This window comes from Bradyrhizobium sp. USDA 223, assembly GCF_044909005.1.
In the GTDB taxonomy this organism is placed as follows: Bacteria; Pseudomonadota; Alphaproteobacteria; order Rhizobiales; family Xanthobacteraceae; genus Bradyrhizobium; species Bradyrhizobium yuanmingense.
Genome location: NZ_JBIYDR010000001.1, coordinates 3630847 through 3655321 on the forward strand (window position 1 = coordinate 3630847; position 24475 = coordinate 3655321).

Genomic DNA, 24475 nt, shown 5'->3' on the forward strand with positions numbered 1-24475 from the left:
CCGATGAACGCCTATGTCGGAACACCAACGTCGCGCGTCGACGGCCGCGCCAAGGTCACCGGGGCCGCCAAATATGCGGGCGAGTTCGCAGCAGACGGTCTCCTTCACGGCTTCGTGGTCGAGGCCACCATCGCGCGCGGGCGCATCGCTCGTCTCGACACCAGCGAGGCGCTGAGGGTGAAGGGCGTGGTCGACGTGCTCACGCATGAACATCGCCCGCCCCTCGCCGACAAGGACGAAGCCTGGAAGGATGAGGTGGCACCGGAGAAGGGCTCGCCGTTCCGGCCACTTTATGATGGCCTGGTCAAGTTCAACGGCCAGCCGATCGCACTGGTCGTCGCGGAGGATTGGGAGACCGCCAAGTTCGCCGCAACCCGCGTTCGCATCGAATATGAGCAGGAGGCGTTTGCGACCGATCTCGAATCCGAACGCGGCAAGGCCGAAAAAGTGGATCAACCGCACAAGCCGCGTGGTGATGCCGCAGCAGCCCTGGCGCGCGCGGCCGTGCGCCACGAGGCGGATTACGTCATCCCGACCGAGCACCACAACCCGATGGAGCTCTTCGCGACGACGGCCGTCTGGAACGGCAGTGGCGGGCTCACGGTCTACGACAAGACGCAGGGCGTCCAGAACGTCCAGAAGTTTCTCTGCAGCATTTTCGGCAAGAAGCCGGACGACATCCGCGTGATCTCGCCCTATGTCGGCGGCGCGTTCGGCTCGGGCCTGCGACCGCAGCACCAGGTGGTGCTGGCAACCCTTGCCGCGCTCGCACTGAAGCGCTCCGTCCGCGTCGTGCTGACGCGGCAGCAGATGTATGGCCTGGGCTATCGTCCCATGACCATCGAGCGCGTTGCGCTCGGTGCAAAGCTGGACGGCACGCTCGATGCGATCACCCACGAAGCCGTTGCCGTGACCTCACGTTATGAGGATTTTTCGCGCAACGATACGGGCTGGGCCGAGCAGCTTTACAAGACCCCCAACAGCAACTTTTCACACAAATTGATCGAACTCGATGTTTCGACGCCCTGCGACATGCGCGCCCCCGGAGCCGCAACGGGCGTCTGCGCGCTCGAATGCGCCATGGACGAACTGGCCGTCGCGCTCAAGCTCGACCCGGTCGAGCTGCGCCTGAGGTGCTACTCGGATCGCGACCAGAGCCAAGGCCTGCCTTACACCAGCAAGCAGCTGCGCGAGTGCTACGCCCGCGGCGCAGAAGCTTTCGGCTGGAGCCGCCGCAATCCCGCACCTCGCTCGATGCGCGACGGCAGGGAACTCGTCGGCTGGGGCATGGCGACTGGGGTGTGGGAAGCGCTGCAGATGCCGGTCGCCGTCCGCATCGTGCTGACGGCCAACGGCCATGCCGAGGTCTCCTGCGCCGCGTCCGATATCGGCACCGGCACGTACACCATCGTGGCGCAGGTCGCGGCCGATGCCCTCGGGCTGCCGATCGAGAACGTCAGCGTCAAGCTTGCGGATTCGAGCCTGCCGCAGGCACCTGTGGAAGGTGGCTCATGGATGGCCGCCTCGAGCGCGCACGCCGTGCTTGGAGCAGCCGAGGAGATTCGCCGCGAGCTCGCGCGATATGCCAAGGCGATGCCTGCCTCGCCACTCGCCGCCGTCGATGCGCCGGACATCGTTCTCCTCGACGGCACGGTTGCCAAGGCCGCCGACCGCAATCGCGCCGTCTCGATTGCGGATGTCATGCGCCACAGCAAGCTCGAACGGATCGAGAAGGAGAAGCTGAACGAGTTCGCCGAGGATAAGTCCCACGCGCGCAACACGCATTCTGCGGTCTTTGCCGAGGTCAAGGTGGATGACGAGCTCGGCGTCATTCGCGTCACGCGGGTCGTGAGCGCGATCGCGGCCGGGCGCATCCTGAACACGAAGACGGGCCGCAGCCAGATCATGGGCGGCGTGGTCTGGGGGATCGGGATGGCGCTGCACGAGGAGACGGTGATGGATCACCGCTTCGGCCGCATCATGAACGCGAACATCGCCGAATACCACATTCCCGTGAACGCCGATGTCCACGACATCAACGTGATTTTCGTCGACGAGCCCGACGACCGCATCAACCTGTTGGGCATCAAGGGTCTCGGCGAAATCGGCATCGTCGGCGTCCCGGCCGCAATTGCGAACGCCGTCTATCACGCCACCGGCAAGCGCATCCGGCGCTTCCCGATCACGCTGGATAAGCTACTGGAGTGAAGCGGCAGGCCAACCTTGCCACAGCACTCGGGCATGTCATCCAGATGTCATCGAATGTGCAGAGAGCTGTATCTTCCTGCACATTCGGGACCCGCCATGGATTATTTCAAGCGCTTCAACTTCCTGTTCGCCGCACCTGTGTTCGACGCCGACGACCTCGAGGGCGTCCGCTTCAACCAGATCATCGAGGAGATCCAGCGCTCCGGCTTCGAGGTGGTCCGGGCCCGCAAGCTGGAGGATGCCGGGATGGCGGTGCAGACCGACGCCGCGATCGGCTGCATGGTGGTGGACTGGGGCAAGAAGGGCCTGGAGGGCAAGACCTCGGCGCTGATCAATCTGATGCGCCGCCGTGGCCTCGACTTCCCGATCATTCTCCTGATCCGCCGCAAGCGGTTCGAGGATTTGCCGGTCGAGGTGCTCGATTTCATCGACGGCTATGTCTTCCTGTCCGAGGAGACGCCAACCTTCATCGCCAAGAACCTGATCAGCCGTCTGAAGCAATATGCGGAGACGCTGAAAACGCCATTCTTCGGCGCGCTGGTCGACTATGCCGAGGAAGGCAACCAGCTCTGGACCTGCCCGGGCCACAATGGCGGCGTGTTCTACAATCGCAGCCCGATCGGGCGCGTGTTCGTCGAGCATCTCGGCGAATCCGTGTTCCGCGACGACCTCGACAATTCCGTGCTCGACCTCGGCGACCTCCTCACCCATGAGGGCCCCGCGCTGAGGGCGCAGAAGGAGGCCGCGCAAATCTTCGGCGCGGAAAAGACCTATTTCGTGCTCAACGGCACCTCGACCTCGAACAAGGTCGCGCTGGGCGCCCTCGTCACCGACGGCGATCTCGTGCTGTTCGACCGCAACAACCACAAGGCCGCCCATCACGGCGCGCTGATGATCAATGGCGGCATCCCGGTCTATGTGCCGACCGTTCGCAACGCCTGGGGGCTGATCGGCCCGATGCGCTGGGACAGGCTCGACGAGAAGGCCCTGCGCGAGGGGATCCGCAATCATCCGCTTGTCACGGACAGGGACGCCTGTCGCAAGGAACGGCCATTCCGCGTCGCCGTCGTCGAACAATGCACCTATGACGGCACGATTCACAGCGCCGAGATGATCCTGAAGCGCGTTGGCCATCTCTGCGACTACATCCTGTTCGACGAAGCTTGGGCCGGCTTCATGAAATTCCACCCCCTTTATGCCGGCCGCTTCGCCATGGGGCTGGCAAATCTTCCGCCCGACGCCCCCGGCATCATCGCGACGCAGTCGACCCACAAGCAGCTGGCAAGCTTCTCGCAGGCCTCGCAGATCCACATCAAGGACCGCCACATCCGCGGCCAGAAGCGCCGCGTCGAGCACCGCCGCTTCAACGAGAGCTTCATGCAGCACGCCTCGACCTCGCCGTTCTACCCGCTGTTCGCCTCGCTCGACGTCGGCGCGCAGATGATGAAGGGCCGCTCCGGCGAAGTGCTGTGGGACGACACGATCCGGCTCGGCATCGAGCTGCGCAAGAAGATCCGCGCGATGCGCCGGGAGTTCGAGGAGAAGGAGCAAAATCCGGATCGCCGCTGGTTCTTCGAGCCGTTCGTTCCCGATCGCATCGCCATTGCCGATGTCAGCCGCCCCGGCGCGGCGCACAATGTCGCCTGGGAGACCCTCTCGACCGACGAGCTCGCCACCAACCCCGCGCTGTGGCAGCTCTCCCCGGCTACCAACTGGCACGGCTTTCCCGATCTCGCGGAAGGCTTTGCCATGACCGATCCGAACAAGCTGACGCTGCTCACGCCCGGGTTCGATCGCGCGACCGGGGCCTATGCCGAGCACGGCATTCCCGCGCCGGTCGTCGCGCAATATCTCCGCGAGAACCGCATCGTCCCCGAGAAGAACGACCTCAACTCCCTGCTCTTCCTGCTCACGCCCGGCGTCGAGGCGAGCAAGGCGGGCACGCTGATCTCCGGCCTCGTCGCATTCAAGAGGCTGCACGACGACAATGCGCTGCTGGCCGATGTCATCCCCGAATTCTATCAAAGGCGGCAGGCGCGCTACGCAGGTGCGCGGCTGCGCGACCTCTGCGGCGAGATGCACCGTTTCTTCCGCACCGCCGACGTCAGCGCGCTCCAGGCCAGGCAGTTCATGCCCGAGCACATGCCCGAGATCGCGATGTCGCCGCGCGATGCCGCGCGCTATCTGTTCAAGAACGACGTCGACTACCTCCCGATCGAGGCGATCGCCGGCCGAATCGCGACCACGCCCTTCGTGGTCTACCCGCCCGGCATCGCCACCATCGTGCCCGGCGAGCGGCTGACGGAACGGGCCAAGCCCATGATCGATTATCTCAAGATGTTCGAGACCTGCTTCAACACATTTCCGGGCTTCGACGTCGAGATCCAGGGCGTCTACAAGGAGGTCGATGCGAATGGGCGCATCGGGCTCTACACTTATGTCGTGACCGAGTAGGTGCCGATGAACGAAGCAGCTGCGCGCGCGAGCGATGAACCCGTCCTGGTTCGGCCATCACGCGAAAGCGACGTCGAGGCGATGCTGTCGATCTACCGCCATCACGTCCGCAACGGCGTGCCGCGCGATGTCGAAGGAACCGGTGCGCCGGACCCGGACGATCTGCGCGACCGGCGCAAGAACCTGAAGCAGACCCGCCTGCCGCATCTGGTGGCGACCTGGCGCGGCGAGGTCGTCGGCTATGCCTATGCCGTGCTGTTCCGCAAAAGGCCCGCCTATCGATACACCGCCAAGCACTCGATCTACGTCCATCACGCCCATCTCGGCCGCGGGGTCGGACGGCTGTTGCTGCAGGAATTGATCGATGCCTGCGCGGCGGCCGGCTTTCGCCAGATGATCGGCTATATCGATGCCGATAACGCGCCCTCGCTGAAGCTGCACGAGCGGTTCGGCTTCGCGCGCGCCGGCCTGCTCAGCGGCGTTGCCTTCCGCCACGGCCGCTGGTCCGACACCGTCATGGTGCAACGCTCGCTCGGCGCGGGGACGACGACGCCCCCGCCCGTCACGGCACCCGGGCGTTAAGCCCTAGGATGGGTAGTCGGCCGGTCTGACGTGGATGCGGTCGGCATGCAGTGACCAGTGATGCAACGCCTGGTCCTTGCAGAACCTCGCTTTCGCCCGTTCCCTGGCCTCGTCCTCGTCGGCGGCGTCGATCTCGAGCGTGCCCTGGCAGACCTCGCGTTGCCGGCCGTATTCGCCGAGCACGTCCTTCATGAACCTGACGACATAAGTTGACATGGGACCTCCCTGCCTGCCCGCCGGCACTCTAGTCCCATTTAGGCCGGACGGGGAAAGGAGATTTTGACGCGGATCAAGGCTTGTCCAGTCCCGGCGGAAGATTCGTTGCGGAACCTGCCGCGCGGGTTTATGGGCAAATGCCGGTCGCCAATAAGGAACTTGCCTTGCACTTTGTCTCCGATACCGAAGTCACGAAAGCTCTGACCTTTCCGATCCTGATTACGGCCCTCGAAGAAGCGCATCGCCGGCCGAAGATGGAGGTGCTGGACGCCTTCCTTGGAGACGAGAGGGGGCAATCCGCAGCGCCGTCGATCCCGGCCGATACATGGCCAGCAAGATGTTCACCAGCTTTCCGGCCAATCTGGCCGAAGGCAGGATACCGGCGGTGCAGGCCGTGTGCGTGCTGTTCGACGGCACCAATGGGCGGCCGCTGGCGGCGATGGACGGGACCGAGATCACGCATTGGCGCACCGCAGCCGACTCCGCGTTGGCCACGAAGCTGCTCGCCCCGCCCAATCCCGAGACACTGCTCTGCGTCGGGGCCGGCGAGATGTCTGAATGGCTGATCCGGGGTCATCGAGCCGTGCGGCCGTCACTGGAGCCCGTGCTGATTTGGAATCGCAGTCCGGACCGGGGCGTGGATCTCGCTCAGCGCTTGGCGAAGGCCGGCATCAAGGCGGAAGCAATCACGGATCTCGACGCCGCGACGCGCGAGGCCGACGTCATTACCACCTGCACCCGCGCGCATCAGCCGCTGATCAAGGGCCGCAATCTGCGGCCGGGCACGCATCTGGACCTCGTCGGCGGCTACACACCGCAAACCCGGGAGGCTGATGACGAGGCGGCCAAGCGCTCCCGCGTCTTCGTGGACCGGCGGGAATCCGCCTTCCACGGCGTCGGCGACATCCTGCAGCCGATCGCGAGCGGCGCGATCAGCGAGGCGGACGTCCTCGGCGACCTCTACGACCTCGTCGGCGGCCTTGTGCAGGGGCGAACGTCACCGTCCGACATCACGTTCTTCAAGAACGCGGGCGGCGGCCATCTCGACCTCATGACCTGCGAGGCCGTGTTCCAGCAGCTCGGCGCCAAGCTGGGGTAGTGGCCCAGGCTGGCGAGACACGGCCGACCGTCAGCCCTCACGCCTTGATGTCGAGGAGCGTGTCTTGCGTTTCGGCGTAGGCCTGAATGACCTTCGCATTGGCAACGAAGCTGTACCTTGCGGTCACCAGCTGAGCGAATTCGCTAGCAAGATCGACATTCGGCGCTGCGACCAGACCGTCCTGGTTTGCGAAGGGAGCGCTTGGGTCGAAACGCGCGGTATAGCTCGGCGACACCGTCGATACGGTCGCGACCGTACCGCCTGGTGTCGAACCGCTCGACTGGGAGACCTGATCGACCCGCAAGGGCACGTAAGCTGCAGGAAACGTTGGAGCAATGCCCGCACCGGCCGATGCGCTCGACCCGCCTGACGCGGGTAGTGGGCCGGTCGTGCTGATGTTGGCGATATTACTCGCGGCCACGTTCACGCGCAAACTCGCCGCAGAAAGTCCGGATGTCGCAATCGAAGGTATGCTCATGCTCCCTGATCTACAGGAGAGGTCATACGCGTTCATTCACGCCATCAGTAAAATCCACCGCTCTCTGTTTTCATCCTGATAACCAAGGATCGGCGCGCGACTGGGCTTCGCGCGCCCTACCCCGGCGTCACGCCAAAAGCCTGCTTGAAGCGCTCGGCATAGCGCGGCCAGGCTTCGGGATTGATGATGCGCGGCGGGCGCTTGCCGTCGAGCACATCCAGCACCTGCTCGGCGGCGATCCGGCCCATGTTCTGACGCGCCTCGATGGTGACGCCTGCCGTGTGCGGGCTCGCCAGCACGTTGTCGAACTGGAGCAGCGGATGCTCCGGCGGCGGCGGCTCCTTGGACCAGACGTCGAGGCCGGCACCGGCGATTCGCTTGTCGCGCAGGGCCTGCAGCAGCGCGTCCTCGTCGTGGATGAATCCGCGTGCGGTGGTGATAAAATAGGCATGCGGCTGCATCAGCGCGAATTCGCGTGTGCTGATCAAGTTGCGGCTGCCCTTGTTGAGCGGGCATGAGATCGAGACGAAATCGGCGCGGCGCAACAGCTCGTCCAGCTCGACCTTCTCCCCGCCCCGCTCGGCCATCACCTCGGCCGACAAATACGGATCGTAGGCAAGCACTGTCATGCCGAGCAGGCCCTTGCACAAGGCGGCGATGCGCCGGCCGACATTGCCGAGGCCGATGATGCCGACGGTCTTGCCCTCGACCTCGTTGCCGACGAGATCGTTGCGGTTCACGTCGCGCGCGCGGCGCAGCCGGCGATCCGACTGGATGATGCGCTTGGACAGCGTCAGCATCATCGCCAGCGCATGCTCGGCGACCGAATGGGCGTTGCCGCCGGACTGGTTGACGACTACGACGCCTGCCTCCGTGCAGGCCTCGACGTCGACGGGATCGAAGCCGGCACCGTTGCTGGAGACCAGCAGCAAATTCGGCGTCCGCTTCAGGAAGGCGGCATCGACATGGAAATGCGGGGCGAGCTCATCGCGGGCGGCGCCGACCTGGTAGACGTGGGCAGCGCCGAGGAGCGGGCCATAGACATCCTCGGGGCTTCGGTTTTCGATGCGATCGACCCGCACGTCGGGCCGCGCCTTCAGGATGTCGATATAGATCGGATTGGCCAAATAATTGGAGTAGACGACGCGCTTGTTGTTGACAGACATCAGGACCCTTCCGGCTCGTTCGCGGGAGATCCGCACGGTCAGCGCGATGCGCGCCCTCCTATGCCCCCTCCTGTGTTCTGGTTGTCGCCGCTTATGCCATGGCGGTGCCGGCCACGGCAGGCCTGCTGGCGCAGATCAAGGTGACGGCACGGACATGTTGACAATCCCGCTGCCCGCGTCAAGTTCGGCAGACTGCCGCGACGGCCAGAACCAAGAAGCATGCGAGGCCCCAGGGAGAGCGCGATGGCGATTGCGGAACAGCAGACGCAGGGGAGCCGCGACGGAAGCTGGCACGGCATCGTCCTGCAAACCTTGAAGCGGAACGAGATCAGCCTGATCCCTTACGTGCCGGACCGCGTGCTGACGCCGCTGATCAAGAACCTGCACGCCGATCCTTTCTTCACCACTTTCGCGACCGCCCGCGAGGAAGAGGCCCTCGGCATCGTCGCCGGTGCCTGGATGGGCGGCCGGCGCGGCGCGGTGCTGATGCAGACCTCCGGCTTTGCGACGCTCGCAAACGTGCTGGCCTCGCTCGCAGTGCCCTACCAGATTCCGCTGATCATGTTCGTGTCCGAGCGCGGCACGCTCGGCGAATTCAACTACGGCCAGTCCCTGGTCTGCCGCACCATGCGACCGGTGCTGGATTCGCTGGCGCTGGAGCATCACACCATCACCCGGCTCGACGAGCTCGAATTCATCACCGACCGCTCGATCAAGCAGGCCGTCACCACGCAGGCGCCGGTGGCGTTGATCCTCAACCCGCTGCTGACGGGCGGCAAGGTCTTCGACAAGTGAGGCCGGCCAAATGAATCAAGAATTGAACACTGGCAACACCAAGGTGATGAACCGCTTCGACGTAACCTCGCGGTTGATCGCGAAGCTGAAGCACGAGGAAGCCGTGATCGGCGGCATCGGCAACACCAACTTCGATCTGTGGGCCGCCGGCCACCGCCCGCAGAACTTCTACATGCTGGGCAGCATGGGCCTCGCCTTCCCGATCGCGCTCGGCGTGGCGCTGGCGCAGCCCGACCGCCGCGTCTTCGCGCTCGAAGGCGACGGCTCGCTCCTGATGCAGCTCGGTGCGCTCTCGACGATTGCAGCCCTGAAGCCGAAGAACCTCACGATGATCGTGATGGACAACGGCATCTACCAAATCACCGGCGCGCAGCCGACGCCGGCAGCTGGTGTCGCCGACATCGTCGCCATCGCCGTCGGCTCTGGTCTCGCGAGCAGTGCGTGGGCCGCCGACGAGGAGGATTTCGAGCGGCTGGTCGACGACGCCATGGCTGCTTCCGAACCGAGCCTGATCGCGGTCAGGATCGACGACAAGCCCGGCGTGGGCACCACCCGGCGCGACCCCGTGCAGATCCGGGAACGCTTCATGCATGGCCTCGGCGTGCGCGATCCCCTTTAACATTTTGTCATTAACTACACGGCGATCTGATGCGAGCCTCGCGACAACCCGACCAAATTCGTGCTAAGCGACCCGGATGTTCATTCGTACCTTTGCCTGGCTGCTCGCCGCTGCCGTTACGTTCGCCACGCTCGGTCCTCCCGGCCTTCGCCCCCATTCCGACCTCGGTCAGGACGGCGAGCATGCGCTTGCCTTCGTCATGGTGGGATTGGCCTTCGGCCTCGCCTATCCACGGCGGCGCATACTGAGCGCAGCGGCCGCGGTCGTCCTGATCGGCGTTCTCGAGCTGATGCAATTTTGGGCACCCGGCCGTCACGCGCGGCTGGTGGATTTTCTGGTCGATGCTGCCACCGCGTGCCTCGGCTTTGCACTCGCCGCCGCGGCAGACCGGCTACTCTCGCGCTTTCGCACCAGCTCCGCCATGACAAGCGAAGGCCCCGCGGAGTGATGCTCCGCAGGGCCCTGCTCAGCACAAAGAATTGCGTCGATCAGTCGATGATCTTGATCACGCGGCGTGTGCGCGGCTCCACGATCACACGGCGATCGTTCACGACCGCATAGCGATATTCGGTGTAGTTCGGCACGGGCCGCAGCACCACGGTCGGAGGCAGCGGCTCGCCCACCACGACGCGCTCCTGGACCACGACGGAGTCGCTGCGAGGAATTCCGCCGAGGACCGCATTCGGAATTTCGAGACCGGCGCCGACGGCTGCACCCACGGTGCCGCCAACCATTGCACCGATCGGGCCGCCGATGTCGCCACCGGCACGCGCGCCGTCCCTGGCGCCCTGTTCGGTCGTCGACTGAGCAAAGGCTGCGCTCGACGCCAGCAGCGACGCTGCAGCCAACGTAATCGCAAGACGGGTTTTCATGTCCTGATGTCTCCAGTGATTGTCCTGCGCCTTCAACCCGCGGAGCCGGAGCATTGTTCCGGTTCCCCTGCGACGAAAGATGCATCACTGGACAGTGTTACCGCGTAACAGTTCAGGCCCTGGCGATCTCATGCCCCGCCATCAGTTCCAACGCCCGCACCATGGCGGAGTGATCCCAGGCCTTGCCGCCATGTGCGGTGCAGGACGAGAACAATTGCTGCGCCACGGCCGTGCTGGGCAGCGACAGGCCAAGTGCACGCGCGCCTTCGAGCGCGAGGTTGAGATCCTTCTGGTGCAGCTCGATGCGGAAGCCAGGATCGAAATTGCGCTTCACCATGCGCTCGCCATGCACCTCCAGAATGCGCGAGGAGGCGAAGCCGCCCATCAGCGCCTTGCGCACCAGCGCGGGATTCGCACCCGCCTTGGATGCGAACAACAGGGCCTCGCTCACGGCTTCGATGGTGAGTGCGACGATGATCTGATTGGCAACCTTTGTCGTCTGCCCGTCGCCGTTGCCGCCGACATGGGTGACGTTCTTGCCCATCTTGTCGAAGATCGGCTTCATGGTGCCAAAAGCCCGCTCCGGCCCGCCGACCATGATGGTGAGGCTCGCCGCCTTTGCGCCGACCTCCCCGCCCGAGACCGGCGCATCGAGATAATCAGCGCCGAGCGCCTCGATCTTCTTCGCAAACTCCTTCGTCGCCAGCGGCGAGATCGAGCTCATGTCGACGACGATCTTGCCCTTGGAGATGCCGCTGGCGACACCCTCCTTGCCGAACAGCACGGCCTCCACATGCGGCGTATCCGGCACCATGATGATGACCGCGTCCGCCTGCTCCGCGACCTCCCTGGCCGATGTGCAGGCGATGCCGCCCGCGGACATCAGCTCCGGCGCGATCGGAGCAACGTCATGCAGGAGAACGCGATGACCCGCGGCCAGGAGATGGCCGGCCATCGGCCGTCCCATGGTGCCGAGTCCGATGAAGCCGATGTTGGTCATTGTCGTCGTTTCCTCTGCAAGACATGTTGGTAAGTCTATCCACGTGCTCGGTGCACCTCTCCCGCTTGCGGGAGAGGTCGGCACGTCCGGGCGATGCGAAGCATCGTCCCGCGTGCCGGGTGAGGGTTCTCTCCACGTTGGGATTTGTTCCGCAAGGATCCCATCGCGGAGACACCCTCTCCCCAACCCTCTCCCGCAAGCGGGAGAGGGAGCGCACCGTCAGCGCGGCCGCATCTGGCCCTAGATCTCAGGTCTCAAACGTCTGCGCCGCGTGCCACGACAAGCCTTCCAGCGTCGTGGTGCGCGGCTTGTATTCGCAGCCGATCCAGCCGCGATAGCCGATCGCGTCGAGATGGCGGAACAGGAAGGGATAGTTGATCTCGCCGGTGCCGGGCTCATGGCGGCCGGGATTGTCGGCAAGCTGGATGTGGGCGATCTGAGGCAGATATTCCTGCATGGTGCGGGCGAGATCGCCCTCCATGATCTGCATGTGGTAGATGTCGTATTGGATGAAGAGGTTGTTCGACCTCACCTCGGAGATCAGCTGCACCGCCTGCTCGGTGCCGTTGAGGAAGAAACCGGGAATATCGAGCGTGTTGATGGGCTCGACTAATAGCTTGATGTTCTCTCGTGCCAGCGTCGAAGCTGCAAAACGCAGATTCCCGACCAGCGTCTCCCGAAGCTCGTGCGGATCGGCGTCGACAGGGGCGATGCCGACGAGGCAGTTGATCTGCTCGCAATCGAGCGCCCTGGCATAATCGATCGCGCGGAACACGCCGTCGCGGAATTCGGCGATGCGGTCGGGCATGATCGCAATGCCGCGCTCGCCCCCCGCCCAGTTGCCGGCGGGGAGATTGTGCAGCACCTGCGTCAGGCCATGCGCCTCGAGCTGCTCGCGCAGCTGCGCCTTGTCGAAATCATAGGGGAAGAGATATTCGACCCCGGCAAAGCCTGCCGCCTTCGCCGCCGCAAAGCGGTCGAGGAACGGCATCTCGTTGAAGAGCATGGTGAGGTTGGCGGCAAATTTCGGCATGGTGCCTCTTCCCCTATTCCGCCGGCTGCAGCACGCGCGTGGTCTCGACTTCGTCGAGCGGAAGGTCCAGCACCTCCTCGAACTCGACGATGTTGTCGATCTCCGTGCCCATCGCGATGTTGGTGACCCGTTCGAGGATGAACTCGACCACCACAGGCACGCGGTGCTTGGCCATCAATTCGCGGGCGGTCGCAAACGCTGCCTGCGTGTCCTTCGGGTCGGTGACGCGGATGGCCTTGCAGCCGAGGCCTTCGGCGACCGCGACGTGGTCGACGCCGTAGACGCCGATCTCGGGCGCGTTGATGTTCTCGAAGGAGAGCTGGACGTGATAGTCCATGTCGAAACCGCGCTGAGCCTGGCGTATCAGGCCGAGATAGGAATTGTTCACGACGACGTGGATGTAGGGCAGGTTGAACTGCGCGCCGACCGCGAGCTCCTCGATCAGGAACTGGAAGTCGTAGTCGCCGGAGAGCGCGACGATCTCGCGCTCCGGGCACGCCGCGCGCACGCCGAGCGCGGCCGGCAGCGTCCAGCCGAGCGGCCCCGCCTGCCCGGCATTGATCCAGTTGCGGGGCTTGTAGACGCCGAGGAACTGCGCGCCGGCGATCTGCGACAGGCCGATCACCGTGACATAGGTGGTGTCGCGGCCGAACGCCTTGTTCATTTCCTCGTAGACGCGTTGCGGCTTGATCGGGACGTTGTCGAAATGGCTCTTGCGCAGCATCGTCTTCTTGCGGTCGCGGCAGGCCGCAGGCCACGCCTGGCGCTCGCGGAGCCTGCCTGACCGCCGCCACTCCCTGGCGACGGCGACGAACAGTTCGAGCGCGGCCTTTGCGTCCGAGACGATGCCGAGATCGGGGTTGAACACGCGCCCGATCTGCGTCGGCTCGATGTCCACGTGAACGAATTTGCGGCCCTTGGTATAGGTCTCGACCGAGCCGGTGTGGCGGTTGGCCCAACGATTGCCGATGCCGAGCACGAAGTCGGATTCCAGCAGCGTGGCATTACCATAGCGGTGGCTGGTCTGGAGGCCCACCATGCCGGCCATCAGCACGTGATCATCGGGAATCGCGCCCCATCCCATCAGCGTCGGCACGACGGGCACGTTGGCGATTTCGGCGAATTCGACCAGCAGGTCCGAGGCGTCGGCGTTGATGATGCCGCCGCCCGCGACGATCAGCGGCCGCTCGGCGGCGTTGAGCATCTCCAGCGCCTTCTCGACCTGCTTGCGCGTCGCGGCGGGCTTGTAGACCGGCAGCGGCTCGTAAGTCTCGTCATCGAACTCGATCTCGGCGAGCTGTACGTCGAGGGGCATGTCGATCAGCACTGGCCCCGGCCTGCCTGAGCGCATCACATGAAAGGCCTGGCTGAACACCCGCGGCACCAGCGCCGGCTCACGCACGGTCACCGCCCACTTTGTGACGGGCTTTGCGATCGACTCGATGTCGACGGCCTGAAAATCCTCCTTGTAGAGCCGCGCCCGCGGCGCCTGCCCGGTGATGCAGAGGATCGGGATGGAATCGGCGATCGCGGAGTAAAGACCGGTGATCATGTCGGTGCCAGCCGGCCCGGAGGTGCCGATACAGACCCCGATATTGCCGGCCTTGGCGCGCGTATAGCCCTCGGCCATGTGCGAAGCGCCCTCGACATGGCGCGCCAGGATGTGGCGGATCGAGCTGCGCTTCTTCAGCGCCGAGTAAAGCGGATTGATTGCAGCGCCGGGAACACCGAAGGCGGTCGAAATGCCTTCCTTCTCCAGGATACGCACGGCCGCATCGACAGCTCGCATCTTCGCCATATCGGACCTCGCTCTAATTGCATCAGCGAGCGAGATCATCAGCTGCGCGGAAGCCGATCTCAACGAGACCGATTTTATTTTCCACGATGCGGCAACCACGAGAAAATCGTGGACGTCTCAATCGGTTAGATCAACAGATGCGTGAAAGCGCCTCACTCGAACAGTGGCGCCAACTGCATCTGCGGCACCAGCACGAGGCCCTTATCGGTGATGCGAATTTCCGGAATGACCGATAGCGGAATCAAATTGAAGCCCATGTACGGGATGGTGCAGCCGGCCTCGGCCCATTCCTTCTTCAGCGCCTTGACCTCTTCGGCCACCACCGTGACGCGCTTGTCGGAGAGGAGGCCGGCGATTGGCAGCGGAACCAGCGCCCTCACCTCGCCGTCGACGACGACGCAAACGCCACCCTGCCGCTCCTTGATGGCGGCGATGGCGACCTGCATGTCGCCCTCGTTGGTGCCGGCGACGATGAGATTATGGCTGTCGTGCCCGACGCTGGACGCGACCGCGCCGCGCTTCAGGCCGAAATCCTTCAAGAGGCCATGGGCGACGTTGCCCGCGGATTTGCCATGACGCTCGACCACCGCGACGAAGCAGAGGCCATAGCGCGCGAACAGCGAGGGCCAGTCCTTGGCCGGTTCGATCGCGACCTTGTCGTGGATCAGCGTGATGCCAGGCAGCGCGGTCTTGATCGCGTTCACGGTGCAGGCCTTGGCCGGCAATTCGGGCGTGAGCTTCATCGTCTTCGGCAGCTTGACGGTCGCATAGGCTACCGTGGGATATTGATAGCGCTGCGACAGCGCCTGATCGAGACGCGGCGTGATCTTGCCGTGCTCGACCACGAGCTCGCCGCCGTACCAGGTGCATTGCGGCTTGAGCTGATCGTCCATCAGCACGAGATCGGCGCGGCGGCCGCCGCCGAGCCCGCCGATATCGCCTTCCATTCCGAAGCGCGTCGCGCCATGCAGCGAGCCCATCGACCAGGCCTGCTCCGGCGACATCCCCGCCTTCACGGCTTCCCGCACCACCCAGTCGAGACCGAACAGCAGGAGATCGTCGGCGTCACGATCGTCCGTGCACACGGCGGTGCGCTTGTGCGAGGCCCCGAGCTCGGTGATCGTTCGGATTGCTTGCGGCAGCGAATGCCAGGGCGTGGTCGGCGGCCCGCCGCGCAAAAACACCCAGACGCCGGCATCGAGCAGATCATCGGCGATGTCGCGGTCGATCGCCTCATGGGTGTCGGTGACGCCGGATGCCGCATAGGCCGCGACGAATTCGCGGCCATAGACATGCCCGGACACGGGACGCCCCCGCTTCAAGGCTGCGGCGAGGATGGCATGGCTGCGCTCGTCGCCCATCGTGACAGGCACGAAATCCATCTTCTCGCCAAGCGCCACCGCTTCGGGCCAGCGGTCGAACAGGCCGGCTATCTTGTCCGGCGTGAGGTCGCCGCCTGCCGTCTCCAGTTCCGCCGAAGTCGCGGGGACGGTGCTCGGCACGGTCAAGAAGATAGAAAGCGGCGCCTCGCGCGCGTCCTCCAGCATCGCCTCGACACCGGCGACATCCATGACGTTGCCGATCTCGTGGCTGTCGCAGAAGATCGTCGTGGTGCCGTTGAGGAGCGCGGCCTCTGCATAGGCGCAGGCCGTCACCATCGAGGATTCGATGTGAATGTGCGGATCGACGAGGCCCGGCGCGATGATGCCGCCGGCCGCGTCATAAAGCGGAATATCGCTCCAGGCCTTCTTCGCTGTACCGGCCGGCTTCACCGCCGCGATGCGGCCGCCGGTGATCCAGACCTCGCGCCCCGGATGGATACGCTCGGAATAGGTCGAGAGCACGCGCGCCCCCGTGACGACGAGATCCGGCGCGACACGAACTGAAGCGACGTCGGCGAGGCGCCGCGTCATGCTGTGCAGCGGCGCGACGGTGAAGCGGGTGAGCTTGGTCATGGGAACCTCGCATGGCGTTACGGGCAAGCCATGGTTACGCCCCGCGCCACACCGGGCAAGCTCAAATATGGCGGCGCGTCCTGCTTACGTCTTAGGCGCAGCAGCGCTGGCTGGCCTTGCACGTCGACGCGGGTTCCGCGCTCTCGGCGCCGCCGCAGTGGCGGGTTTAACCCGAATCCGCATCGACCGGCCCTTCGGCTCGTCGATCTCGAACGAATTGGTTTTGCGCACCAGGTCGCTCAGCTTGCGGAAACCATACGTTCTCGGATCGAAATCGGAGGCGAGATTGGCGAGTTGCCGGCCGACCTCTCCGAGCGTCACCCAGCCGTCCTCGCTCTCCATCTGGGTGATGACCTTCTTGATCACGGGCACGGCGGCATCAGGCGGTTGAAGCGACGTCGGCCTTACGACGGCATCCTGATTGTTCACCGGCGCGGCAAGCAGATTCTCCGTATAGACGAATCTTCGGCAGGCCTGCCGGAAACTCTCCGGCGTCTTCTGCTCGCCGAAACCAAACACATCGATGCCCTGCTCTCGGATGCGTGCGGCAAGGCGCGTAAAGTCGCTGTCGGACGACACCAGGCAAAAGCCATCGAAGCGTCCGCTGTGAAGCAGGTCCATCGCATCGATGACAAGGGTGATGTCGGATGCATTCTTGCCGGTCGTGTAGGCGAACTGCTGCTGCGGAATGATGGCGTGTTTCGACAGAATGTCGGCCCAGCCCCTGGAACGGGCATTGGAGAAGTCGCCATAAATGCGGCGAACGCTGGCCTCGCCGATCTTGGCAATCTCCTCGAATAGCCCATCCGCGATTTTGGCGGAGGCATTGTCGGCATCGATCAGGACGGCCAGACGAGGCGAGCGAACTTCCGATGGCATGACAATTCCCCAGGGCAGACGCAGCATTAGAACATGTGTGCGTCAGAACGGCTAATCCTCGTTCGCCTTGAACCGGCCGAGCCCCCTCAAGACGAACGGCGCCACCAGTGCGATCAGCGCGACGCCGAGCAGCGTCGCCGAGATCGGGCTCTGCAGCAGCGTCATGGGATCGCCGAGGCTGATCGCAAGCGCGCGGCGGAGCTGGCTTTCGGCGATAGGACCGAGGATGAGGCCGACGACGACGGGCGCGATCGGGAAATCGAACCGACGCATCAGGAAGCCGAGCACGCCGAAACCGGCCAGCATCGACAATTCCACGACCGACGGCTTTGCCGCGATGGTGCCCATGGTCGCGAACACGAGGATGCCGGCATAGAGCCAGGGCTGCGGGATCGCGAGCAGCCGTACCCACAGGCCGACCAGCGGCAGGTTGAGCACCAGCAGCATCATGTTGGCGATGAACAGGCTGGCGATCAGGCCCCACACGAGGTCGGGCCGCTCGGCGAACAGCAGCGGGCCCGGATTGAGACCATATTGCTGGAAGCCCGCCAGCATCATCGCAGCCGTCGCCGAGGTCGGCAGGCCCAGCGTCAAGAGCGGCACCAGCGTGCCGGCGGCAGAGGCGTTGTTGGCAGCTTCGGGGCCGGCGACCCCTTCGATCGCGCCCTTGCCGAATTCTTCGGGATGCTTCGTCAGCCGCTTCTCAGTCGAATAAGACAGGAAGGTCGGGATCTCCGCGCCGCCGGCCGGCAGCGCACCGATCGGGAAGCCGAACATGGTCCCGCGCAGCCATGGCTTCCAAGACCGCTTCCAGTCCTCCTTGGTCATCCACAGCGAGCCGCGCACCGGCTCCAGCTTCTCCTCGGTGTGGTGGCGGCGCGATGCGACGTAGAGTGCCTCGCCCACCGCGAACAGGCCGACCGCGAGCGTTGTGACTTCAACGCCGTCGAGCAATTCAGGAACGCCGAACGCAAGCCGCGCCTGACCGGTCAACTTGTCGATGCCGACGAGACCGAGTGTCAGACCGATGAACAGGCTGGTCAGGCCGCGGACCGGGGAATCGCCGAAGGTCGCCGACACCGTGACGAAGGCGACGCACATCAGCGCAAAGTAATCCTCGGGGCCGAAGCGCACGGCGACATCGACCAGCCATGGCGCAAGGAAAGCCAAGCCAATGGTGGCGATGGTGCCGGCGACGAAGGAACCGATTGCGGAGGTCGCGAGCGCCGGCCCGCCGCGGCCGGCCTTGGCCATTTTGTTGCCTTCGAGCGCAGTCGCCATCGAGGCGCTCTCGCCGGGCGTGTTGATGAGGATCGCTGTGGTCGATCCGCCGTACATGCCGCCATAATAGATGCCGGCGAACATGATCAGCGAGCCGCCGGGGTCGAGCTTGTAGGTCACCGGCAGCAGCAGCGCGACCGTCAATGCCGGGCCGATGCCGGGCAGAACGCCCACGGCCGTGCCGAGGAACACGCCGATCAGCGCGTAAAGCAGGTTCATCGGCTGGACGGCGACCGCCATGCCGTGAGCCAGCGCGGCAAAGGTATCCATCACAGCAGTCGCTCCAGCGGGCCGGCAGGCAGGCTCAGCGTCAACAACCGGTCGAACGCGAGATAGATGAGGGTCGACATCACGAGGGCGATGATGGCGTCGATGAGGATGGCACGGCGTCCGAAGGCCGCCGAGGTCGTCACGAACAGGGCCGAGGTCGCCAGGATGAAGCCGCCGCCAAAGCCGATGATGGCGATCAGCAGCGCCAGACCGACGAGAATCAGAACCACAGGAACGGGATCGGCGCTCTCGCGTGCCGGCAAATTGCCGCGCAGCGCGTCGATGAAATTGCCGATCGCAAGCAGCGCAAGGCCGCAGGCGACCACGACCGGCATCGCCTCCGGTCCCATCCCGTACATCGCGGCGGATTGCAGGCCGCGCGCGTCCCAGACCAGCACGGCGGCGAGCACCGCAAGCGATGCCGCGATGACGAGGCCGGCGCGGTCGACACGCCGCGGCGGCTGGACGGGATCGCCCGAGGTCATGACTTGACCAAGCCGACCGATTTCAGCACGTCGGTGACCCGGGCCGTTTCTTTCTTCAGGAAGTCGGCAAAAGCGTCGCCGCCGAGATAGGCGTCCTCCCAGCCTTTTTGCTTGAGGATCTCCTTCCAGGCGTCAGACTTCGCCATCTTCTCGACCGCATCGTTCAAGGTCTTGCGCTGCTCCGGTGTGATGCCGGGAGGCGCGACCACCGAACGCCAATTGGCGATCACGAGGTCGATGCCCTGCTCCTTGAAGGTGGGGATGTCGCTTCCTGCGATGCGCTTCTCCGAGGTCACGCCGATCGCGCGCAGCTTGCCGGACTTGATCTGCCCTTCATATTCGCTCAGCCCCGAAATGCCCGCGGTGACCTTGCCACCGAGGATCGCCGCCAGCGACTCGCCGCCGCCGGAGAACGGGATGTAATTGATCTTCTTGGCGTCAGCACCGACGGCGCCGGCGAACAAGGCGGCCATGACATGGTCGACGCCGCCGGCCGAGCCGCCGGCGAAGGTGACCTTGGCGATATCGGCCTTCACCGCGGCAGCCAGATCCTGCGCATTCTTGAGTGGCGAATTCGCGGGAACCACGATCACCTGGATTTCCTCGGTGAGGCGCGCGATCGGGGTCACCTGCTCCAGCGTCACCGGCGACTTGTTCATGGCGAGCGCGCCGACCATGACGAAGCCGTTGACCATCATCTGGTTGCCGTCGCCCTTGGCGCCGTTGACGAATTGAGCGATGCCGACGCTGCCGCCGGCACCGGGAACGTTGGTGACCTGCACGCTGCGGGCGACTCCCGCAGCCACCAGCGCCTGCTGCATCGAGCGCGCGGTCTGGTCCCAGCCTCCGCCCGGAGCCGCGGGCGCCATCAGCTTGAGCTCGAGCTGCTGGGCAAAACCCGGATTGGCTGCCGCCAGCGTCAACGCGACGGCTGCGCCGACAAGGCGCGCGGGAAATCGGAACATGAGGGCATCTCCAGGCTCATGCGGACGTTTGCCGCATTGTGTCGTTTGGTCGCATATCAACCAAAACGGCCGATGCTGTCCAGTGAGATCCCCAAGAGTCCTTTTAGCGGGGCGCTGGGATCACCCCGCCAAGCGCGGCCGTCAATTCGGCCGCAACTTCCCGGACGATCTGCCCGATCTCCGGCAATCGTTCGTCGGTAACGCGGCTGGTCATGCCGGATACGGAGATCGCGGCAAGCGGTTCAGCCAGTGCGTTGTATACCACCGCGGCGACGCAGCGTAGCCCGATCTGCGCCTCCTCATCGTCAACAGCAAAGCCCTGTTTGCGGATTTTCTCGAGCTCCCTGAACAGGTCGCTCGGGCGCACGATCGACTTCTCGGTCAGGCGGGGCATGCCGTGATGGCGGATGACGGCGCCGACGTCCTCGTTTGAGTAGGTTGCGAGCACCGCTTTGCCGACGCCGGAGGTCACCATGGGGACGCGGCCACCGACCTTGGTCAGCGAGCGCATGATCTCGCGGCTCTCCATGCGGGTGAGCACGATGATGAATTCATCGTCGACCACGGCGAGATTGGCCGTCTCGCGGGTGAGATCGCGCAGCTTACGCAAATATGGAATTGCCTGTGCGGAGAAATTGCGTCGCCGCGCAAAGCTGGCGCCAACCGTGAAGCTGCGCACGCCGACGTGCCATTTGGATTCGCCACGGTCGAACTGCACGAAACGGCGGCTTTCGAGCGTTGCGAGCAGCCGGTGCACGGTGGACGCCGACAGGCCGGTGCGGATCGCGAGATCGCTCAGACGATAGCCTTCGTCGTCCTCGGCCAACGTCTCGATGATCGACAGCGCGCGGTCGACCGATTGCACGCCACCGTCGCGGCTCTCGTGATCGGCCTCCGAGGCCGATTTGGGCTCGAGCGATTTGCGCCGGATCACGTTCTTGCTCATCGCGACCTGACCGTTCTCCCTCGCCCCGCTTGCGGGGAGAGGGTCGGGGTGAGGGGAGTCTCCGCAAAGACGGTGAGAGACGGATTCGTGGAGAGTCCCCTCACCCGAATTGCTTCGCAATTCGGCCTCTCCCCGCAAGCGGGGAGAGGTGAACGCAAGCTCAGAGCAGCCCTGCCCCGCGCGCCCACTTGTACTTGGCGCCAAGCACCTCGACCGGCAGCTCGGTCGAATAGGCGTAAGCCGGGATGCCGTTCTGATAGAGATATTCGGCGGCCTCCTCAACCTCGACGTCGCCAGCGAGCGAGGCGACCATCGGCTTCACGAAGCCCTTGGCCTCCATCTCCTTCTTCACCTCGACCATGTTGCGGGCGAACACCATCGGCGGCGTGACGATGGTGTGCCAATAGCCGAGGATCAGCGCGTGGATGCGCTCATCCGACAGGCCGAGCTTCACGGTGTTGACGTAGGTGATCGGCGGCTCGCCGCCGGTGATATCCACGGGATTGCCGGCCGCTCCAAACGGCGGGATGAACTTGCGGAAGGCCGCATCGAGATCCGGCGGCATCGACATCAGCGACAGGCCGTTATCGACGCAGGAGTCCGACAGCAGCACGCCCGAGCCGCCGGCACCGGTGATGATGAGAACGTTCTCGCCCTTCGGCGTCGGCAGCACCGGTACGCCGCGGGCGAATTCGAGCAACTGGCGAAGTGAGCGGGCACGGATCACGCCGGACTGCTTGAACACGTCCTCATAGATGCGATCGTTGCCGGCGAGCGCGCCGGTGTGGGACGACGCCGCCTTCGCGCCGGCCGAGGTCCGGCCGGCCTTGAGCACCACCACCGGCTTCTTCTTGGACACGCGCTTTGCGGCTTCCGCGAAGGCGCGGCCGTCCTTGAGGTCTTCGCAGTGCTGGGCGATCAGATTGGTGTTCGGGTCCTGCTCGAAGAAGGCGAGCAGATCGTCCTCGTCGATATCGGACTTGTTGCCGAGGCCGACGATCGCCGAGACGCCCATCTTGGCCGAGCGCGAGAAGCCGATGATGGCCATGCCGATGCCGCCCGATTGCGACGACAGCGCCGCATGGCCCTTGACGTCATAGGCGGTGCAGAAGGTCGCGCAGAGGTTGGCGGGCGTATAATAGAAGCCGTAGATGTTCGGCCCCATCAGACGGATGTCGTACTTCTTGCCGACCTCGACGATCTCGGCCTGCAGCTCCGGCGCGCCAGCTTCAGCGAAGCCCGACGGAATCAGCACCGCGCCCGGGATCTTCTTCTCGCCGCATTCGGTCAGCGCGGCCGCGACGAATTTTGCGGGGATTGCGAACACGGCGACGTCGATCACACCCGGCACGTCCTTGACGCTCTTGTAGGCCTTGTAGCCGAGGATCTCGGCGGCCTTGGGATGGATCGGATAGATCTCGCCCTTGTAGCCGCCGTTGATGAGGTTCTTCATCACGGAATTGCCGATCTTGCCGTCCTCCGCGGAGGCGCCGACCACGGCGACCGCCTTCGGCTGCATGATGCGGTTCATCGCCGCGACGATCTCATCGGTCGGACGCGGCTTCGGCTTGGGCTTGTAGGCGAAGTCGACCACGATGCGGACGTCTGCGGCCGTGGCATCCTTCGGCGTCGCGAACACCGGGTTGAGGTCGAGCTCGACGATCTCAGGGAAATCGGTGACGAGCTGCGAGACCTTGACGATGACGTCGGCGAGCGCGTTGCGGTTCACCGGCTCGCCGCCGCGCACGCCTTTCAGGATCTCGTGCGCCTGGATGCCGTCGAGCATCGAGAGCGCGTCTTCCTTGGTCGCCGGCGCGAGGCGGAAGGTGATGTCCTTGAGCACCTCGACGAGCACGCCGCCGAGGCCGAAGGCGACCAGCTTGCCGAACGAGCCGTCGGTGATCGAGCCGACGATGACCTCGGTTCCGCCGGCCAGCATCTGCTGCACCTGCACACCTTCGATCTTGGCATCGGACTTATATTTCTTTGCGTTGCCGAGGATGGTCTCGTAGGCCTTCTCGGCCTCCTCGGCCGTCTTGAGGCCGACGATGACGCCGCCGGCTTCGGTTTTGTGGAGAATGTCCGGCGAGACGATCTTCATCACGACGGGGAAGCCCATGGACGAAGCCATCTTGCCGGCCTCGCCCGCCGACTTGGCCACGCCCTCCTTCGGCACCGGAATGCCGTAGGCGTCGCAGACCAGCTTGCCTTCCGGGGCCGTCAGGCTGGTGCGATTGTCCGCCTTGACCTGGTCAAGCACCTTGCGGACGGCATCTTTGGAATTGGACATGTGGCTTCTCCCTTGACCTCAGTTCGTTCTTTTCAAAGCGCGCGCGTGTTTGCGGCTGCCCATGATGCTTGCCATTCGCCGCGCTCTGTTCCATGCGGCGGTACGGAGTGGCATAAGCCTCAAGACTACTCCGCCGGCATGGATCAAAAATGGCTGGCGATGGCATTTGGTATGCCAGAAGCCAACTTGTCAAGCTGGTGCATGGCTTAGAAGGCCGCAAAAAATAGGCAGCTTGACATTCTGGCATGTGGTATGCCAAAAACTTTCCCGTTAATATTCCTGTAAAAGACGACTCCCCACTGGAGGAGATTCGTCGTGTCACTACGGAAACCAACCAAGGCGTTGCCGAACATGGCCGAGGCAGACATCGCAATCGTTCGTATTGCCCCGGAGAGCAGCTTCAAGAACAAGGCGTATGACGCCTTGAAGGAAGCCATCCTCAAGATGGACATCTACTCGACGCCCGAGCCGGTGATGCTCGACGAGCGCGCGCTGTCCGAACGGCTCGGCGTCAGCCGCACGCCGATCCGCGAAGCGATCGCGATGCTGGAGCAGGACGGTTTCGTGAAGACCGTTCCCCGCCGCGGCATCATGGTGGTGCGCAGGACCAAGAGCGAGATCGTCGACATGATCCGCGCCTGGGCGGCGCTGGAGAGCATGGCCGCCCGCCTCATCACCACCACCGCGCGCAAGAAGGACATCACGGCGCTGCGCGACTATTTCAAGGATTTCGGCAAGGACCGCCTGCCCGAGGATCACGTCGAGGAATATTCGCGCGCCAACATCGCCTTCCACCAGGCGCTGATCTCGCTGTCGGAATCCCCCGTGCTGGTCGATCTCACCAACGACCTCCTCTTGCACGTGCGTGGCTATCGCCAGCTGACCATCGGACGCAAGGACCGCACCGCCACGTCACTGCCCGAGCATCTCGGCATCATCGAAGCGCTGGAAGCGCGCGACACCGAGCTTGCCGAGAAGCGCGCCCGCGATCACACCCTCGGCCTTGCCGCTTACGTCGAAGCGCACGGCCAAGAACTGTTTACGTAACTGTTCACTTAAGCAACGTTCACCAGAAGGGCGAACA

Annotated in this window: 22 protein-coding genes; 8 read left to right on the forward strand and 14 right to left on the reverse strand. The window is 64.5% G+C overall.

All coding sequences use genetic code 11. The features are described from left to right. The first annotated feature begins 3 nt into the window (after positions 1–3). From ABIA40_RS16825 to ABIA40_RS16835, 3 genes are all read left to right on the forward strand, one after another. On the forward strand, positions 4–2208 hold the full coding sequence (locus ABIA40_RS16825; RefSeq protein ID WP_404542257.1) for a xanthine dehydrogenase family protein molybdopterin-binding subunit: 2205 nt from the start codon (positions 4–6) through the stop codon (positions 2206–2208). Between the two features lie 96 nt (positions 2209–2304). Then, the gene (locus ABIA40_RS16830) at positions 2305–4662 is read left to right on the forward strand and encodes an Orn/Lys/Arg decarboxylase N-terminal domain-containing protein (protein WP_404542260.1); all 2358 of its coding nucleotides are present in this window, start codon (positions 2305–2307) and stop codon (positions 4660–4662) included. A gap of 6 nt (positions 4663–4668) precedes the next feature. After that, the gene (locus ABIA40_RS16835; RefSeq protein ID WP_271545147.1) at positions 4669–5244 is read left to right on the forward strand and encodes a GNAT family N-acetyltransferase; all 576 of its coding nucleotides are present in this window, start codon (positions 4669–4671) and stop codon (positions 5242–5244) included. 3 nt (positions 5245–5247) lie between these two features. On the opposite strand, the gene ABIA40_RS16840 is transcribed toward ABIA40_RS16835, so the two are convergent. Further along, positions 5248–5460 (reverse strand): hypothetical protein, encoded by a 213-nt coding sequence (locus ABIA40_RS16840; RefSeq protein WP_198399673.1) that lies wholly within the window; start codon positions 5458–5460, stop codon positions 5248–5250. A 325-nt stretch (positions 5461–5785) separates the two neighbouring features. Between ABIA40_RS16840 and ABIA40_RS16845 the strand changes: the two genes are divergently transcribed. After that, positions 5786–6559 carry an ornithine cyclodeaminase family protein gene (locus ABIA40_RS16845; RefSeq protein ID WP_404542264.1) on the forward strand — a complete coding sequence of 258 codons (774 nt, stop codon included), beginning with the start codon at positions 5786–5788 and terminating at the stop codon, positions 6557–6559. A gap of 37 nt (positions 6560–6596) precedes the next feature. On the opposite strand, the gene ABIA40_RS16850 is transcribed toward ABIA40_RS16845, so the two are convergent. Then, a complete protein-coding gene (locus ABIA40_RS16850) occupies positions 6597–7037 on the reverse strand; it encodes a flagellar basal body rod protein FlgC (protein WP_404542266.1) in 441 nt (146 codons plus the stop codon). Positions 7038–7153: 116 nt separating this feature from the next. Continuing rightward, on the reverse strand, positions 7154–8203 hold the full coding sequence (locus ABIA40_RS16855; protein ID WP_404542268.1) for a hydroxyacid dehydrogenase: 1050 nt from the start codon (positions 8201–8203) through the stop codon (positions 7154–7156). Between the two features lie 243 nt (positions 8204–8446). On the opposite strand from ABIA40_RS16855, the gene ABIA40_RS16860 reads away from it, so the two are divergent. The 3 genes from ABIA40_RS16860 to ABIA40_RS16870 all read left to right on the forward strand — a co-directional run bounded on the left by ABIA40_RS16860 (position 8447) and on the right by ABIA40_RS16870 (position 10065). Beyond that, complete coding sequence (locus ABIA40_RS16860; RefSeq protein ID WP_271545151.1) at positions 8447–8998, forward strand: thiamine pyrophosphate-binding protein; 552 nt, start codon at positions 8447–8449, stop codon at positions 8996–8998. A gap of 10 nt (positions 8999–9008) precedes the next feature. After that, positions 9009–9617 (forward strand): thiamine pyrophosphate-dependent enzyme, encoded by a 609-nt coding sequence (locus ABIA40_RS16865; protein WP_404542271.1) that lies wholly within the window; start codon positions 9009–9011, stop codon positions 9615–9617. A gap of 76 nt (positions 9618–9693) precedes the next feature. Further along, on the forward strand, positions 9694–10065 hold the full coding sequence (locus tag ABIA40_RS16870; RefSeq protein WP_404542273.1) for a VanZ family protein: 372 nt from the start codon (positions 9694–9696) through the stop codon (positions 10063–10065). 40 nt (positions 10066–10105) lie between these two features. Here ABIA40_RS16870 and ABIA40_RS16875 read toward each other — a convergent pair whose 3' ends face one another. From ABIA40_RS16875 to ABIA40_RS16925, 11 genes are all read right to left on the reverse strand, one after another. Further along, on the reverse strand, positions 10106–10489 hold the full coding sequence (locus ABIA40_RS16875; RefSeq protein WP_198399671.1) for a DUF1236 domain-containing protein: 384 nt from the start codon (positions 10487–10489) through the stop codon (positions 10106–10108). Between the two features lie 112 nt (positions 10490–10601). Then, positions 10602–11489: a 2-hydroxy-3-oxopropionate reductase gene (locus tag ABIA40_RS16880; protein WP_157282519.1), complete on the reverse strand. Its 888-nt coding sequence runs from the start codon at positions 11487–11489 to the stop codon at positions 10602–10604. A 247-nt stretch (positions 11490–11736) separates the two neighbouring features. Beyond that, the gene (hyi, locus tag ABIA40_RS16885; protein ID WP_271545154.1) at positions 11737–12522 is read right to left on the reverse strand and encodes a hydroxypyruvate isomerase; all 786 of its coding nucleotides are present in this window, start codon (positions 12520–12522) and stop codon (positions 11737–11739) included. A 13-nt stretch (positions 12523–12535) separates the two neighbouring features. Beyond that, positions 12536–14320, reverse strand: coding sequence for a glyoxylate carboligase (gene gcl, locus ABIA40_RS16890; protein ID WP_157282517.1), 1785 nt, complete (start codon positions 14318–14320; stop codon positions 12536–12538). 152 nt (positions 14321–14472) lie between these two features. Continuing rightward, positions 14473–16275: an adenine deaminase C-terminal domain-containing protein gene (locus ABIA40_RS16895; RefSeq protein ID WP_271545155.1), complete on the reverse strand. Its 1803-nt coding sequence runs from the start codon at positions 16273–16275 to the stop codon at positions 14473–14475. Between the two features lie 84 nt (positions 16276–16359). Next, complete coding sequence (locus tag ABIA40_RS16900; protein ID WP_271545156.1) at positions 16360–17154, reverse strand: NYN domain-containing protein; 795 nt, start codon at positions 17152–17154, stop codon at positions 16360–16362. Positions 17155–17205: 51 nt separating this feature from the next. Beyond that, entirely contained in the window at positions 17206–18705 is a 1500-nt protein-coding gene (locus tag ABIA40_RS16905) for a tripartite tricarboxylate transporter permease (RefSeq protein ID WP_271545157.1), read from the reverse strand. Next, positions 18705–19190 (reverse strand): tripartite tricarboxylate transporter TctB family protein, encoded by a 486-nt coding sequence (locus ABIA40_RS16910; RefSeq protein ID WP_157282511.1) that lies wholly within the window; start codon positions 19188–19190, stop codon positions 18705–18707. The genes ABIA40_RS16905 and ABIA40_RS16910 overlap by 1 nt, the downstream gene beginning before the upstream one ends. Next, positions 19187–20155, reverse strand: coding sequence for a Bug family tripartite tricarboxylate transporter substrate binding protein (locus ABIA40_RS16915; RefSeq protein ID WP_404542278.1), 969 nt, complete (start codon positions 20153–20155; stop codon positions 19187–19189). The genes ABIA40_RS16910 and ABIA40_RS16915 overlap by 4 nt, the downstream gene beginning before the upstream one ends. A 103-nt stretch (positions 20156–20258) precedes the next feature. Beyond that, positions 20259–21101 carry an IclR family transcriptional regulator gene (locus ABIA40_RS16920; RefSeq protein WP_157282509.1) on the reverse strand — a complete coding sequence of 281 codons (843 nt, stop codon included), beginning with the start codon at positions 21099–21101 and terminating at the stop codon, positions 20259–20261. Positions 21102–21261: 160 nt separating this feature from the next. Beyond that, positions 21262–23391, reverse strand: coding sequence for an acetate--CoA ligase family protein (locus tag ABIA40_RS16925; RefSeq protein WP_128262560.1), 2130 nt, complete (start codon positions 23389–23391; stop codon positions 21262–21264). A gap of 351 nt (positions 23392–23742) precedes the next feature. Here ABIA40_RS16925 and ABIA40_RS16930 point away from each other — a divergent pair, with 351 nt between their 5' ends. Next, the gene (locus ABIA40_RS16930) at positions 23743–24438 is read left to right on the forward strand and encodes a GntR family transcriptional regulator (RefSeq protein ID WP_157282741.1); all 696 of its coding nucleotides are present in this window, start codon (positions 23743–23745) and stop codon (positions 24436–24438) included. The last annotated feature ends 37 nt before the right edge of the window (positions 24439–24475 follow it).

Excerpts from the sequence above, each read along its gene's own strand:
- ABIA40_RS16825 (WP_404542257.1), top strand. The coding sequence starts at position 4 with ATGAACGCCTATGTCGGAACACCAACGTCGCGCGTCGACGGCCGCGCC.
- ABIA40_RS16830 (WP_404542260.1), top strand. The coding sequence starts at position 2,305 with ATGGATTATTTCAAGCGCTTCAACTTCCTGTTCGCCGCACCTGTGTTC.
- ABIA40_RS16835 (WP_271545147.1), top strand. The coding sequence starts at position 4,669 with ATGAACGAAGCAGCTGCGCGCGCGAGCGATGAACCCGTCCTGGTTCGG.
- ABIA40_RS16840 (WP_198399673.1), bottom strand. The coding sequence starts at position 5,460 with ATGTCAACTTATGTCGTCAGGTTCATGAAGGACGTGCTCGGCGAATAC.
- ABIA40_RS16845 (WP_404542264.1), top strand. The coding sequence starts at position 5,786 with ATGGCCAGCAAGATGTTCACCAGCTTTCCGGCCAATCTGGCCGAAGGC.
- ABIA40_RS16850 (WP_404542266.1), bottom strand. The coding sequence starts at position 7,037 with ATGAGCATACCTTCGATTGCGACATCCGGACTTTCTGCGGCGAGTTTG.
- ABIA40_RS16855 (WP_404542268.1), bottom strand. The coding sequence starts at position 8,203 with ATGTCTGTCAACAACAAGCGCGTCGTCTACTCCAATTATTTGGCCAAT.
- ABIA40_RS16860 (WP_271545151.1), top strand. The coding sequence starts at position 8,447 with ATGGCGATTGCGGAACAGCAGACGCAGGGGAGCCGCGACGGAAGCTGG.
- ABIA40_RS16865 (WP_404542271.1), top strand. The coding sequence starts at position 9,009 with ATGAATCAAGAATTGAACACTGGCAACACCAAGGTGATGAACCGCTTC.
- ABIA40_RS16870 (WP_404542273.1), top strand. The coding sequence starts at position 9,694 with ATGTTCATTCGTACCTTTGCCTGGCTGCTCGCCGCTGCCGTTACGTTC.
- ABIA40_RS16875 (WP_198399671.1), bottom strand. The coding sequence starts at position 10,489 with ATGAAAACCCGTCTTGCGATTACGTTGGCTGCAGCGTCGCTGCTGGCG.
- ABIA40_RS16880 (WP_157282519.1), bottom strand. The coding sequence starts at position 11,489 with ATGACCAACATCGGCTTCATCGGACTCGGCACCATGGGACGGCCGATG.
- hyi (WP_271545154.1), bottom strand. The coding sequence starts at position 12,522 with ATGCCGAAATTTGCCGCCAACCTCACCATGCTCTTCAACGAGATGCCG.
- gcl (WP_157282517.1), bottom strand. The coding sequence starts at position 14,320 with ATGGCGAAGATGCGAGCTGTCGATGCGGCCGTGCGTATCCTGGAGAAG.
- ABIA40_RS16895 (WP_271545155.1), bottom strand. The coding sequence starts at position 16,275 with ATGACCAAGCTCACCCGCTTCACCGTCGCGCCGCTGCACAGCATGACG.
- ABIA40_RS16900 (WP_271545156.1), bottom strand. The coding sequence starts at position 17,154 with ATGCCATCGGAAGTTCGCTCGCCTCGTCTGGCCGTCCTGATCGATGCC.
- ABIA40_RS16905 (WP_271545157.1), bottom strand. The coding sequence starts at position 18,705 with ATGGATACCTTTGCCGCGCTGGCTCACGGCATGGCGGTCGCCGTCCAG.
- ABIA40_RS16910 (WP_157282511.1), bottom strand. The coding sequence starts at position 19,190 with ATGACCTCGGGCGATCCCGTCCAGCCGCCGCGGCGTGTCGACCGCGCC.
- ABIA40_RS16915 (WP_404542278.1), bottom strand. The coding sequence starts at position 20,155 with ATGTTCCGATTTCCCGCGCGCCTTGTCGGCGCAGCCGTCGCGTTGACG.
- ABIA40_RS16920 (WP_157282509.1), bottom strand. The coding sequence starts at position 21,101 with ATGAGCAAGAACGTGATCCGGCGCAAATCGCTCGAGCCCAAATCGGCC.
- ABIA40_RS16925 (WP_128262560.1), bottom strand. The coding sequence starts at position 23,391 with ATGTCCAATTCCAAAGATGCCGTCCGCAAGGTGCTTGACCAGGTCAAG.
- ABIA40_RS16930 (WP_157282741.1), top strand. The coding sequence starts at position 23,743 with ATGGCCGAGGCAGACATCGCAATCGTTCGTATTGCCCCGGAGAGCAGC.